Annotated in this window: 4 protein-coding genes; 1 reads left to right on the top strand and 3 read right to left on the bottom strand. The window is 71.4% G+C overall.

Annotated elements, in window-relative coordinates:
* Both ADBZ6I_RS17120 and ADBZ6I_RS17115 read right to left on the bottom strand, forming a co-directional pair.
* A partial coding sequence (locus ADBZ6I_RS17120; RefSeq protein WP_526385974.1) for a YVTN family beta-propeller repeat protein occupies positions 1-11,838 on the bottom strand: 11,838 nt, incomplete at its 3' end.
* A gap of 824 nt (positions 11,839-12,662) precedes the next feature.
* Entirely contained in the window at positions 12,663-13,685 is a 1,023-nt protein-coding gene (locus ADBZ6I_RS17115; RefSeq protein WP_526385972.1) for a methionine synthase, read from the bottom strand.
* Positions 13,686-13,740: 55 nt separating this feature from the next.
* Between ADBZ6I_RS17115 and ADBZ6I_RS17110 the strand changes: the two genes are divergently transcribed.
* Entirely contained in the window at positions 13,741-14,361 is a 621-nt protein-coding gene (locus ADBZ6I_RS17110) for a sensor domain-containing protein (protein ID WP_526385970.1), read from the top strand.
* 82 nt (positions 14,362-14,443) lie between these two features.
* Here ADBZ6I_RS17110 and ADBZ6I_RS17105 read toward each other — a convergent pair.
* Positions 14,444-15,223, bottom strand: a 780-nt coding sequence (locus ADBZ6I_RS17105) for an MnmA/TRMU family protein (protein ID WP_526385967.1), incomplete at its 5' end; no start/stop codon positions are given.

Genomic DNA, 15,223 nt, shown 5'->3' with positions numbered 1-15,223 from the left:
CGTGCCCGAGGACCTGTTGGCGACGTAGGCGAACGTGCCCCCGGGGGTGGTCACCACCGAAACCCCGAAAGGCTCACTGCCCACTGCGATCTCGCCGATGACGGTGTTGGTCGCGTTGTTGATCACCGACACCGTGCCCGCGCCGCTGTTGGTGACGTAAGTCCGGGTTCCGTCCGGGCTGACCGCCATGCCGCGCGGGGTGCTGAAGCCCGAAATCTGAGCCACCACAGGGTTGGCCGAGTAGCCGGCACCACCCGTGCCGCCGGCGCCGCCGGTGCCGGCCAGGCCGGCGCTACCGCCGGCGCCGCCGGCCGAGTTTCCGCCCGCGCCCGCGTTACCGCCGGCGCCACCAGGTCCACCGGAACCACCCACCGCGCCGACCAGCAAGGCCGACCCGCCGTCGGCGCCGAATCCACCGGCACCACCATCGCCGCCGTGGCCGGCAGTGCCTGTGGTCGCACCACCGCCGTTACCGCCGGCTCCACCATTCCCACCGATGGTCTGCGCCTGGGTGATCAGCGACAGCCGGTTGCTGTCGAAGTCGGTGACCCAAACCGTGCCATCGGGAGCAACCTCAACACCGACGGGCCACCTCATGTTGGGATCGGTGACCACGGTCACGGAGTTGGCATCGGCCGGATCGATGACCGACACCGAGTTGCCCGCAAGATTGGTGACGTAGATCTTCCCGTCCGCACCTGCCGCCATCTTTCCCGGGCTGAAACTGGGATCACTGATGACGGTGATCTGGTTTCCGTTCGCCGGATTGATCACGACAACGGTATTGCCGTACCTGTTGCCGACGTAGACCTTGCCGTCGGAACCCACGGCGATCGCGCGCGAGCCGTTGAAACTGCCGCTGTTGATCACGCTGACCGCGTTGCCATGCACAGTGTCGATCACCGACACCGAGTTGCCGATCTCGTTGGCGACGTAGAGCTTTCCGTCGGCGCCGAATGCCATTTGGTTTGGTTGGTTGAAGCTGGCATCGGTGATGTTGGTGACCGAATTGCCAGTCGCGGGGTTGATCACCGACACGTAATCACCCTGGTAGTTGCTGACGTAGACCTTCTGGTCCGGCCCCACCGCCATCAGGTACGGCCAGTTGAAGCCACCGATGACGCTGACCGCATTGCCGTTGGCGGGGTCGATCACCGACACCGTGTCGCCTTGGCTGTTGGCGACGTAGACTCTGGCGTCCGCGCCGACCACCACGTCGGTGGGGTTGACGAAACTGGGGTGGGTGATCGCGGTGATGGTCGCACCGGTGACCCGGTCGATCACCGAAATGGTCGTGCTGCTGTAGTTGGCGACGTAGACCTTGTCGCCACTGATAGCCACGTCACTCGGTCCGGCGAACGTGTTGGACGCGACGGTGGACACCAGGTACGCGGTAGTGGCATTCCAGCCCGCACCGCCGTTACCCCCGTTGCCCGCGTCGCCCGCCGCGCCGCCATTGCCGGCAGGGTTTCCGACACCGCCGGCACCCTCCACCCCGGCGTTGCCGCCGACACCTCCGGCACCGCCGTCGGGATGGGCGGCATCGCCGTCGGCGCCATTGCCGCCGCTACCGCCGGCACCGGCGTCTCCGCCGTCACCACCGGCGCCGTCGGTACCAGCCGTCCCGTCGGTGCCGCCCTCGCTGAGAGCGAGACCGGCGCTGCCACCAGTGCCGCCGACACCGCCGACACCGCCGGCTCCTCCGTCACCGCCCGCGCCGCCGACCGCACCGGCCAGCACCGCATCAGTGCCATTACCGCCACTGCCCCCGTCGCCACCGGCTCCGCCCGTGCCCCCGACGCCGCCGTTGCCACCGTCACCGGAGATCACACCGCCGGTGCCACCGGCACCACCATTACCCGCAGCGCCGCCGGCCGCACCCGGACCACCAGGCGCCCCAGGCGAACTCGGCGCGATCGGGGTCGCACCGTCGAAGCCATCGGTGCCTGCAGCGCCGTCGCCACCGGCCCCGCCGTTACCGCCGTTGCCCACCGCGCCGCCGGCACCGCCGGCGCCGCCGTTGCCGCCGGCCAGACCGGTGGTCGCATTAGTGATCACCGACACGGTGATGCTGCCGGTGTTGCTGACATAGGTCTGGCTGCCGTCCGGGCTGACAGCGATGCCGATCGGATTAAAGCCCACCGCAACGACATCCGCGACAGTGTTGGTCGTCAGATCGATCACGTACACCGCGTTGCCCATGGACGAACTCACATAGGCGTAATGGCCGTCTGCGCTGATCATCGCAACGACGGGCCGTTGGATTCCGTTGATGGTGCTGGTGACGGTGTTGGTGGTCGGGTCGATCACCGCGACCCTGTCGGCGCCGTAGTCGGTGACGTAGGCGTGGCTGCCGTCAGGGCTGAATGCCGCCCAGTACGGGTTAAAGAATCCGCCGATCGCACCGGTCACCGTATTGGTGGCCGGGTTGAACACCGATACCGAACCGCTGGTGAAGTTGGTGACGTAGCCGACACTGGAATTCGGGCTGGCAACGGCCATGATCGGCTGGACACCCACCCCCATGGTGGCCGTCACCGTATTGGTGGCGGTGTCGATCACCGACACCGAGTAGGTGTCGTAGTTGACGACGTACACATGGGCGCCGTCGGCGCTGGCTGTCACACCCGACGGGCGCACCCCGACCGGAACGGTGGCGATGACCGTGTTCGTGGCGGTGTCGATCACCGACACGGATTGACTGAAGTGGTTGGCCACGTAGGCCTTGGTGCCGTCCGGGGTGATCGCAATACCCCACGGGTTGCTGCCCACGCCGACGGTCGCGACCACCGCGTTGGTGGAGTTGTCGATCACCGACACCGTCGTTCCACTGGTGGCGTTGACGTAGGTGTAGCGACCATCCGGCGTGACCGCCAGACCGTAGCCGGCGCCAGTGCTGATGGTGTCGGTCACCGTGTGGCTGGTGACGACTCCCGTTGCATCCCAGCCGTTTCCGCCGTTACCACCGTTACCGCCGGCGCTCACCCCAGTGCCGGAAGCACCGGCATTGCCCGCAACGCCGCCGGTCCCACCAGTGCCGGCCGCTCCCCCGGTACCACCGCCGCCGACCGTGCCGGGATCGCCGCCGTTGCCGCCGGTCCCGCCATCAGGCGTCGCGGCGGTTCCGTCGGCCCCGTTGCCACCGTTGCCGGGCGTGCCCGCGTCGCCGCCGACTCCGCCGTCACCACCGTCACCGTTGAAGCCCGCGGTCCCGACGCCCAGGGCCACACCGGCGTCTCCACCGGTGCCACCGACCCCGCCGACACCACCCGCGCCGCCGTCACCACCGGCGCCGCCGACCGCACCGGCCAGCACCGCATCGGTGCCGTTACCGCCGTTGCCACCGTCGCCACCAGCCCCGCCGACGCCACCCGTGCCACCGTTGCCACCGTTACCGGAGACCACGCCACCGGTGCCACCGGCACCGCCATTACCCGCGGCTCCGCCGGCCGCACCCGGACCACCCGGTGCACCAGGTGAACTCGAGGCGATCGGGGTGGCGCCGTTGAACCCACCGGTGCCCGCCGCGCCGTCACCACCGGCACCGCCATTACCACCGTTGCCGACCGCGCCACCGGCACCACCGGCGCCGCCGTCACCGCCGGCGAGACCGGTGGCGGTGTTGGAGATGACCGACACCGAGTTCACGTAGCTGTTGGCGACGTAGATGTCACCGGTCGCAGCGCTCACACCGACCCCTGCCGCTCCGGCGCCAGCCGTGACGCTATCGGTGACCAGGTTGGTGGAGGTGTCGATGACCGTCACCGAGTTGCCACCACCTCGGCTCACGTACACGTACCGGCCGTCCGGACTGAACGCCACAGCCAGAGCGCTCGGGACGCCGGTCACGGTGGCCACGACGGTGTTGGTCGCGGTGTCGATCACCGAGACAGTGCCGTTGTCGAGGTTGCTGACATAGGCGCGGGTGCCATCCGGGCTGACGGCAACGCCCCATGGGTTGGGTCCGACCGGGATGGTGGTGAGCACGGTGTTGGTGGCCGTGTCGATCACCGCGACCCGGTTCGCACCGATGGTGTCGGTGACGTACGCGCGCGTGCCGTTGGGGCTGAATGCCACTCCGAGCGGCCGGGAAAAGCCGGTAATAGTGGTGGAGATCGTGTTCGTCGCCGTGTCGATCACCGCTACCGAGCCACCCAGGTTGTTCGTCACGTACACCGTGGTGCCATCGGGATTCACCGCCAGCACGGACGGCCCCGATCCGACGCTGGGAATCGTGGCGATGACGGAATTGCTGGCGGTGTCGACCACCGATACCGAGTTGGCGCTGTAGTTGGCGACGTACACGCGGGTGTCGGCCGGGTTGACCGCGATTCCACCCGGCCCCGCGCCCACGGCAATGGTGCCGATGACGGCGTTGGTGGTGGTGTCGATCACCGTCACCGTGTTGCCGCCCGTCGACAGGTAGGCGCGGGTGCCGACCGGACTCATCGCAATCAGATACGGCCCGGACACCGGGACCGTGTCGGTGACGACGCGGGTGACGATGACACCGGTTGCATCCCAACCGTTTCCGCCGTTGCCGCCGTTACCGCCCGAGGTCACCGCGGTGCCGGCAGCGCCGGCATTGCCCGCTGTGCCGCCGGTCCCACCGGTGCCGGCCGCTCCCCCGGTACCACCGGTGCCGATGGCGCCGGGATCGCCGCCGTCACCGCCGTTACCGCCATCCGGGGACGCCGCGGTGCCATCCGCACCGTTGCCACCGTTGCCCGGTGTCCCGGCATCGCCACCGACACCGCCGTCGCCGCCATCGCCATTGAGGCCGTTGCTACCCGCACCCAGTGCCACACCGGCATCACCACCGGTGCCACCGGCACCGCCGATGCCACCGGACCCGCCGTCCCCGCCGGCACCGCCGACCGCGCCGGCCAGCACCGCATCGGTGCCGTTGCCGCCATTGCCGCCGTCACCTCCAGACCCGCCGACGCCACCGGCACCGCCGTTGCCACCGTTTCCGGAGACCACACCACCGGTGCCACCGGCACCGCCGTTACCCGCTGCGCCGCCGGCCGCACCCGGACCCCCGGCCGAACCGGGAGCGCTCGGGACGGTCGGGGTCAGGCCGTCAAAACCACTCGTGCCGTCGGCACCGTCGCCACCGGTACCGCCGTTACCGCCATTACCCACCGCGCCGCCGGCGCCGCCGGCGCCGCCGTTACCGCCGGCCAGACCGGTGGAGGTGTTGGAGATGACCGACAACGCGTCTCCGCCGTTGTCGGTGACGTAGGTGTGGCTGCCATCGGGACTGACCACCACCCACGCCGCACTGGGGACCGCGACGGTGTCGATCACGGTGTTGGTGGCGGTGTCGATTACCGACACCGAATTGCCGCCGGTGGTGACGTAGGCGAGCGCCCCGTCCGGGCTGACCGCCACCCACCATCCGTTGCCGCCGAGCGGGACGGCCGCGGTGACGGTATTGGTGGCGGTGTCGACCACCGACACCGACGGAGAGCCCTCGTTGGTGACGTAGAGGTGTGTGCCGTCGGGGCTGATCGCCACCGACACTGGATTCATGCCGCCGATTAAGGCGGTGACGGTGTTGGTCGCGGTATCGATCACCGAAACCGAATTGCCGCCCTGGGTGTTGGCGACATACGCGTGGGTACCGTCGGGACTGACCACCACACCCAACGGGCGCCCGCCGGGGAATCCGACGATGGTGGCGGTCACGGTATTGGTCGCGGTGTCGATCACCGACACCGAACCGTCGGCGTTGTTGGTGACGTAGGCGCGAGCGCCGTCGGGGCTGACCGCCACCCACCACGGGCGGCTGCCCACACCGATGGTGGCGGTGACGGTGTTGGTCGCGGTGTCGATCACGTCTACTGCGTTGGCGCTGTTGCTGACGGCGTAGACGCGGGAGTTGTCGGGGCTGACCGCCACCCCGATGGCGTTGGTCACGCCCGTGATCGTGGAGATCACGGTGCCGGTGGCGGCGTCGATCACCGACACGGATCCACCGGTGTTGTTGGCGACATAGACACGGGTTGCGTCGGGGCTGACGGCCACGCCATACGGATCGTCGCCGACCCCGATGCTGCCGGTGGCACTATGACTGACAACGACACCGGTTGCATCCCAACCGTTTCCGCCATTGCCACCATTGCCGCCGGAGGTTACCGCGGTGCCCGAGGCACCGGCATTGCCCGCGTTGCCGCCGGTTCCGCCGGTTCCGGCCGCTCCGCCGGTGCCACCGTTGCCGATGGCGCCAGGATCACCGCCGTTACCACCGTTGCCGCCGTCCGGGCTCGCCGCGGTGCCGTCAGCACCGTTACCACCGTTACCGGGAGTGCCGGCATGACCACCGACACCGCCGGCACCACCATCGCCGTTGAGGCCGTCGCTACCCGCACCCAGGGCCACACCGCCGTCACCACCGGTGCCACCCGCACCGCCGAGCCCACCGGAGCCGCCGTCCCCGCCCGCACCACCGACCGCACCGGCCAGCACCGCATCGGTGCCGTTGCCGCCATTACCGCCGTCACCACCGGCACCGCCGTTACCCGCGGCACCGCCGTTGCCGCCGTTCCCGGAGACCACGCCACCGGTGCCACCGGCACCACCGTTCCCCGCCGCACCACCGGCCGCACCCGGACCACCCGGCGCCCCAGGCGAACTCGGCGCGATCGGGGTCGCACCGTTAAAGCCATCGGTGCCCGCCGCGCCGTCACCACCGGCACCGCCGTTACCGCCGTTGCCCACCGCGCCACCGGCACCACCGGCGCCGCCGTTACCGCCAGAAAGGCCGGTGGCGGCATTAGTGATCACAGTGACGGAATTGCCGGCGGTGTTGCTGACATAGGTCTGGCTGCCGTCCGGGCTGACCGCGATGCCGACCGGACTCGACCCGACCCCGACGGAGCCGACCACCGTGTTGGTGGCCAGATCGAGCACCCACATCACGTTGTTGCCGCTGGTGACGTAACCGGTTTGCCCGTCGGGGCTCACTGCCATCTCCAGCGGTCCGTTCACACCGGTGATGGTGTCGATCACCGTGTTGGTCGCGGTGTCGATGACCGACACCGAGTTGGCGTCGGCGTTGGTGACGTAGGCGTGGGCCCCGTCGGGGCTGACCGCGACCCAGTACGGATTGGTGAAGCCCGGGATGGTGGCGATCACCGCCTTGGTGGCGGTGTCGAGCACCGACAGCGAGTCGGCGCCGATGGTGTTGGTGACATAGGCGCGCGTGCTATCGGGGCTGAATGCCACCCCCAACGGCCAGCTGAAGCCGGTCAGGGTGGTAACGGTGTTGGTGGCGGTGTCGATCACCGACACCGTGTTGCCCGCGCCGCCCTGGTTGTTGGTGACCCAGACCTGAGTGCCGTCCGGGCTGACCGCAATCCCGGAGGGCCGGGTGCCGACGCCGAGAGTGGCGATGACGGTGTTGGTGGCGGTGTCGATCACCGACACCGAGCTGCCCACGTTGTTGCTGACATAGGCGCGGGTGCCGTCCGGGCTCACCGCCACCCCGAACGGTATTGCGCCGACACCGATGGAGGCGACGACGGTATTAGTCGCGGTCTCGATGACCGTCAGCGCGTTACCGGCGCCGTTCGTCGCGTAGGCGTATCGGCCGTCCGGGCTGACCGCCGCACCGTATCCACCGCCAGCAGAGCTGATGCTGGCGGTGACGGTGTGACTGACATCGACACCGGTTGCGTCCCAACCGTTTCCACCGTTGCCGCCATTGCCGCCGCTGGTCACCACCGTGCCCGAGGCACCGGCATTGCCCGCGTTGCCACCGGTACCGCCGGTGCCGGCCGCTCCCCCGGTGCCGCCGATGCCGATGGCGCCGGGATCGCCACCGTCGCCGCCGTTGCCGCCGTCGGGGGTCGCCGCGGTGCCGTCAGCACCGTTACCGCCGTTACCGGGAGTGCCGGCATCGCCGCCGACGCCGCCGTTGCCGCCGTTGCCGTTGAGGCCGTTGCTGCCGGCGCCGAGGGCCAGCCCGGCGTTGCCACCGATGCCGCCGGCTCCACCGGAGCCACCGCTGCCGCCGTCGGTCCCGTTGCCGCCGACCGCGCCGGCCAGTTCAGCATCGGCTCCATCCAGGCCACTGGCGCCGGCACCGCCCGCGCCGCCGTTCCCGGCGGCCCCGCCGTTGCCGCCGTTAGCCGCGTTGGAGCCAAGCCCGGAGTTACCGCCCGCGCCGCCGTCGCCGCCGGCACCGCCGGTGCCGCCGGGGCTGCCGTCGGTCAGCGCCGACGCGTTGTATCCGGCGCCGCCGCTACCGCCCGCGCCGCCGTGACCGCCGGCGGCAGCCGCACCCTGAATACCGGCGGCACCCGAGGCGCCGCCGCCGCTACCCGCACCGGCCGCACCGGGCGAACCGCCGCTGCCGCCGTTACCGCCGACGCCACCGGCACCACCGGCATTGCCGTCACGGGCCTCACTGGTACCGGCCGTGCCGGTCTTACCACTGGCGCCGTTACCGGCCGCACCACCGGCACCACCATTGCTGCCGACTCGGCCCGCCACCGCGTTGGAACCCACACCGGCGTTGCCGCTGGCACCGCCGACACCACCGTCGCCACCATTGCCGCCGCCACTGCCGTCGCCCAACCCTGAAGCGTCAAAGCCCTTACCGCCGGCGCCACCTTGACCGCCCAACCCGCCGGTCGTAGCCGGCCCCAGCGCGCCGGACGCCCCGTTGACACCGCCACCGCTGCCAAGTCCACCGGCACCACCGGCGCCACCGTTGCCGCCGTTGCCGCCGTTGCCGCCGACACCACCGTCGGCGCCGTTGCGGGAGGTGATCGTGCCGTTGGTACCGGCGACACCAGCCGTGCCCCAGCCCGCCGCACCACCGGCACCGCCGGCACCACCGGCGCCACCAGCCACCGCACCCGACCCGCTACCGGCGTTGCCGCCGGCACCACCGGCACCACCGGCACCGGCATTGCCACCGTCACTGCCATCAGAGAAGCCCGAGGGAGTGAACCCGGTACCACCCGTGCCACCGGCACCGCCGACACCACCGGAGCGGCCCAGACCCTGCGACCCGGTCACACCGTTCGGTCCGCCACCGCTGCCCGCGCCACCGGTTCCACCCGCACCACCATTGCCACCGGCACCGCCAGCGCCACCGGTACCGCCGGCACCGCCGTCACGGGAATCGACGGTCCCAGCCAATCCGGTGACGCCCTTGGCGCCCGAGCCGGCGGCACCCGCACCGCCACCGGCACCACCGGACCCGCCGGCAGCCGCATTCGAGCCGACACCGGAGTTACCGCCGGCACCACCGGCACCCCCGGAACCGCCGTCACCCCCGGCGCTGCCGTTGGTCAGCGCCGACGCGTTGTACCCGGCGCCGCCGGTACCGCCGGCGCCACCGCGGCCGCCGCTGGTGGCCCCACCGGTGGAACCGGTGGCCCCGGTGGCGCCGCCCTTGCTGCCCAGCCCGCCGGCACCACCGATACCGCCGTTGCCGCCATTGCCACCCGCACCACCGGCACCACCGTCGGTGCCATTGCGTGATCCGGCCGTTCCGGCCACACCGTTGGCACCCCGGGCACCCGAACCTGCCAGTCCGGCGCTGCCGCCGGCCCCGCCGGCCCCACCCACAGCCACATTCGACCCGACGCCGGCGTTACCGCCGACCCCGCCGGCCCCGCCGGCACCGCCGTCGCCCCCCGCGCTTCCGTTGGTCAGAGCCGACGCGTTGTAACCGGCGCCGCCGGTTCCGCCGGCACCACCGCGGCCACCGCTACTAGCCCCACCGGTGGCACCGGTGGCTCCGTTGGCACCGCCCTTGCTGCCCAGCCCCCCGGCACCACCGATACCGCCATTGCCGCCATTGCCACCCGGACCGCCCGCGCGCCCCGCGGTGCCATCGCGCGAATCGGCAGTTCCGGCTACTCCGCTGGCACCACGGGCACCCGAGCCCGCAGCCCCGGCGTTACCACCGGCACCACCGGACCCGCCGGCCGCGGCATTCGACCCGACACCGGCGTTACCACCGGCACCACCGGCGCCGCCGGAACCACCGTTGCCGCCCGCACTGCCATCCGTTAGCGCCGAAGCGTTGTACCCGGACCCGCCGGTTCCGCCGGCACCACCGCGACCGCCGCTACTGGCCACCCCGGTGGTGCCCGTAGTTCCGGTGGCACCGCCGTTGGTGCCCACACCGCCGACACCGCCGACGCCACCGTTACCGCCGTTGCCGCCGGCCCCACCGGCGCGCCCCGCAGTGCCATCACGCGTACCGGCCGTTCCGGCAAATCCGCTGGCACCACGGGCACCCGAACCTGCAGCCCCGGCGTTACCACCAGCACCGCCGGCACCACCGACCGCCGCAGTCGACCCGACACCGGCGTTGCCGCCGGCCCCGCCCGCGCCGCCGGAACCGCCGTTGCCGCCCGCACTGCCATCGGTCAGCGCCGAGGCGTTGAACCCGGACCCGCCCGCACCGCCGGAACCACCGCGGCCACCAGCGCTGGCCAGGCCGGTGGTTCCGTTGACACCGTTGATACCGCCCTGCCCGGCGCCGGCCAGACCGCCGGCACCCCCGAGACCGCCGTCCGCGCCGGCACCGCCGCGCCCACCAGCGCCACCGGCCACACCGTCACGCGAGGTGCTGGTGCCCGCCGAACCGGCCACCCCCCGACCACCGGCACCGGCCGAACCCGCTCCGCCACCTGCACCACCGGCACCACCGGAGCCCGCTCGCCCGGGCAGATCACCGACTGAGCCGCCCGCCGCCCCGGCAGCGCCGCCGGCACCACCGTTGCCGCCGGCACCGCCGGCACCCGCGGCACCGCCGTCCTGACCGGCCGCCCCGGCACCGACACCATCGGCACCAGCCAACCCCGAACCACCCCGGCCACCGGCACCCGCGGCACCACCCAGACCGCCGTTGCCGCCGTTACCCGAAACCGATCCGCCGGCACCACCGCTGCCGCCGGCACCACCGTCACCACCACGCCCACCCGCGGTGCCCGACGCACCCGGGGTCGCACCATTGACCCCGGCCGCGCCCGCAGCACCCCGACCGCCGTTGCCGCCGTTACCGCCGTTACCGATCAGGCCGGGGGCATCACCACCGTCACCACCGGGGCTGCCGGCCTCACCGGGCAACACACCATCGGCACCATTGCCGCCGTTACCGCCGTCACCGGTCAGCAGGCCGGCCGTCCCTCCAGTGCCGGCCACTCCGTAGGTCACACGCAGGATTGGCAGGCCGGTTCCCGCCGCGTGCGCCAGACCCTCAGCACCGGCCGGCCCGTAGACCACCACCGCAGCCGCATCCCCGCCGGCGCCACCGTTACCGAACAACAACCCGGCCCGCCCGCCGTTGCCGCCGGCTCCGTTGTTGACCGTCGCCACACCGGCACCGCCGGCCCCGCCGTCACCGACCAGCCAGCCCGCCGACCCCCCGGCCCCACCGTTGAAACCGTTGCCGCCGTTGCCCCACAACAACCCGGCGTTACCGCCGTTGCACGCACCCGTCGGGCAATCAGAAACCCCGGTAAAGCTGTAACCGCTGCCGAACAACAAGCCCGCATTCGGGTTGTCCTTGGTGCCGTCACCGATGAACAACCGCACGAACGATGCCACCGGATCCACGGCGACCGTCGCCGCCTGCGGAGCGAACAACGTCGACATGGCAGGCTGCGGCTCACCGCTGCTGACGGTGGCCGCCGGCGCCGCCGTCCGCGACCGACCACCCAGTTCCCGACGCGAAAACGCCACCGCCGTCCACATCAACGGCGCCGCGGCCGGCCCGTCACCACCGCCCCCGGTGGTCAACCACGACAACAGATCCGGACCCAGATCCGACACCGAACCCGCACCGGCAAACCGTGGCGATACCGTCATCACCGGAGGTGACACGGAAGTCGCCGACTCCGTCGCGACCGCCGCAAGCGACGATCCGGTCCCCGAATCCACCGGCGCCGGGGCAGTCGCCCCCCCTGCTCCACCACCGCTCACCGGGGCCACGACCGATGCAGGTGCAGGCACCTCAACGGCCGGGCTGCTCGGGACCTCCGGCTCTTGAACAACATTCGGCGCACTGACACCGCTTCGATCGCCGACCGGTGCCGTCTCTGCGCGACGGTTCCGGGGCACATCCACCTGCGCAACCGGCGTATCCCCTACCGAATCACGCCAGCCAGCCGAATCAGCCGCACCGAAATCGGCCGGCTCAGAGGTCGACTCTGCCGACGGGGCCGCCCCCGACTCGGCCGAATCCTGCGTCGGCTCCTGGACCGATCCGCGCGAACCGCGTGGCGCCCGCGGCGAATCAGACGGCGGCGAATCCGACGGCGACGAATCAGACGGCGACGAATCAGACGAACCCGTCGACCCACCTGAACCACGGGTATCGGCATAGACCACCGGCATCGAGACGATCGCCGCACCGACCCCCAGGCTCACGGCCAGCGCGCCCACCCGGCCGATGTGACGGGCATACCCCGGGGTGATCGGCTCCTGCGCGCCGCGGGCCACCGCAATCGGACGCCCGCCAGACCGGCTCCCCCTCGCCTTGCCCTGGCCATTGCCGTCCACAGAAGCACGCATGCCGAATTCCCCCGTATTGAATACGCCGATTGGATGACAGACCGGTGGTCTGATCACTCACAGCCAACTCCGCAGGGACGGCATGAGCTAGGGACGAAAGTCACCTTGGCGCGAGATCACTACTGGTGTCGGGCGGGGATCTCCGGATCGTCGGCGATCGCGGCGGCGGTGCGCTGGGTAAGCCCGGTGGCGATGCGCGCCCAGGCATCGGTGGCCCCCGCCAGACCGCAACTCGGACTGATCCCCACCCGCTCGGTCAGCACCGCCCGGGAAAAGCCCAGCCGGTCGATCACGGCGGCCGCCGCACCGGCCAGTTCGTCCACCGACGGAGGGGTGCCGGACGCAGCGGTGGGCACCACGCCGAGCACCACAGTGCGGCCGGAGTCGACGAACTCTCCGAGCCCGTCGAGATCCTGGCCGCCCAACGTCGACACGTCCACAGAGACCCCCTGAATGTGACTGCGAAGCAACAGCTTCCACGGAAGCTCGGCGGCGCAGCAGTGCAGCAGAACCTCACCGCCCACGGTGGACACGCAGTGGTCGAGCAGACCGATCGCCACGGCCTCGTCGACGGGGTGGACGGGACTCAGCGCGGTCACCCCGGTCAGCCGACCGGCCAGCGCGGCCGGCAGCAGCGGCTCGTCGAACTGCACCACCACCGGGACGCCGAGCCGACGGGACAACGTGGCGCGGTGCACCGACATGCCTTCGGCCAGCGAGGACGTCAGATCACGCACCGCGCCGGGGTCGGTGATCGCGCGATGACCGTTGGCCAATTCCAGTTGCGCCGCCAGGGTGATCGGACCGGCCGCCTGCACCTTGACCACCCGACCCGGCTGCGCTCCGCCCGCCTTCTCCCAGGCCTCTTCCAGGGCGTCGATGTCCTCGTCGAGCAGGCTGGCCGCGCGGCGGCTGACCGAACCCGGCCGGGCGACGATGCGGTAGCCGCGTGGCACCACGTCGACGGCAATGTCGACCAGGAGCGCACCGGCCCGGCCGATCATGTCGGCGCCGACGCCGCGGGCCGGCAACTCGGGCAGGTACGGAAGGCTCGTCAGTTCCCCGACGATCACCTCGGCCGCCTGGCGCGGACTGACACCGGGCCAGGAGCCGATCCCGGTCCCCGCTGCCAGAACACTCACGTCGCAACCGTATTCGAGCGGGATTAAACACCCCCGTCTGGGGCATGCGGTGGTCATGAAACTCTGGCTCGCACTCATCTGCACCGCGGCTGTGCTGGCAGCCGGATGCACCCAGCGGGTCGACGGGGCCGCGCTGCCGGTATCGAGCGAGACACCGGGCGGCGTCATCAAGGTCGACGGCGTCCTGCTGGGGCCCGCCCAGATGCGGGCCGTCACCGACAGCCTGGCCCTGACGGTCAGTCCCGGCATGAACGGCAAGGCTCCGATCGACGACCACGAACCGGCCAGGGCGGTGCCGCCGGTGTGCCAGTTCGCCTTCGCCGACAGCGCGACGTTCGGACCCGACACCGAAGACTTCCGCAAGACCAGCTACCGAATCGACGCCGACAGCGAGCGCATCTCCGAGGCCGCAGCCGCCTACGACGACGCCACGGCCGCCAGGCGGGCCTTCGCCCGACTGCGCAACGACGTCATCGGTTGCGCCGACACGTTTTACGGACGTTTCCTGGTCGGCGACTGGACGGCCGACTCCGCATCGGTGCGGATGCGGCTGGCCTCCTGCGGCCGGGACTACCGGCTGAAATCGTCGGTGGTCGTGGAGGTGACGTTCTGCGACTTTCCGGACACCATCACCGAGGCGGTGCTGTCGAACATCCTGAGCCGGATCCTGGCCTGACCGGGGCCAGGGTGCCGGATCCTGGCCTGACCGGGGCCAGGGTGCCGGATCCTGGCCTGACCGGCCAGGGTGCCGGATTCACCTAACCGTTCAGGGTGGCGCTGGCGAGCACTTCGTCGCCGCCGGGGTCGGGACGGTAGAGCACCATCGTCTGCCCGGGCGCCACGCCGCGCAGTGGGGCGCGCAACGTCACGGCCAGCCGTCCGTCGGCGAACTGTGCCACCCCCGGCGCCACTCCGCCGTGCGCGCGGACCTGCACCTCGCACTCGATCGGGCCGGCGGGGGCCGCACCGGACGTGAACACCGGGTCACGTCCGGTCAGCGACCAGGTGTCCAGATCGTCGGCGCCACCGACCCGCACCGTGCCGGTCTCGGCGTCGATAGCGGTGACGTAGCGCGGTTGGCCGTCCGGCCCGGGGCCGGGGATGCCCAGCCCCTTGCGCTGACCGATGGTGAAGCCGTGCACGCCGTCGTGGCGGGCCAGCACCGACCCGTCCGCGTCGACGACCGTGCCGGGCCGCACCCCGATGCGCGCACCCAGGAACGCCTGGGTGTCGCCGGAGGGGATGAAGCAGATGTCGTGGCTGTCGGGCTTGTCGGCCACCGCCAGGCCGCGGCGGGCCGCTTCGGCGCGGATCTCGGGCTTGCCCGTGTCGCCGATCGGGAAGGCCGCGTGCCGCAACTGCTCGGCGGTGAGCACACCGAGCACGTAGGACTGGTCCTTGTCCCGGTCGAAGGCGCGGCGCAACCGGCCCTGCGACAGCCGGGCGTAATGCCCGGTGGCCACCGCGTCGAAACCCAGTGCCAGCGCCCGCGCGGACAGTGCCGAGAACTTGATCCGCTCGTTGCACCGCACGCACGG

Source organism: Mycobacterium sp. (assembly GCF_044342925.1).
Lineage (GTDB): Bacteria > Actinomycetota > Actinomycetes > Mycobacteriales > Mycobacteriaceae > Mycobacterium.
This window is presented reverse-complemented; position numbering and strand designations above follow the sequence as displayed.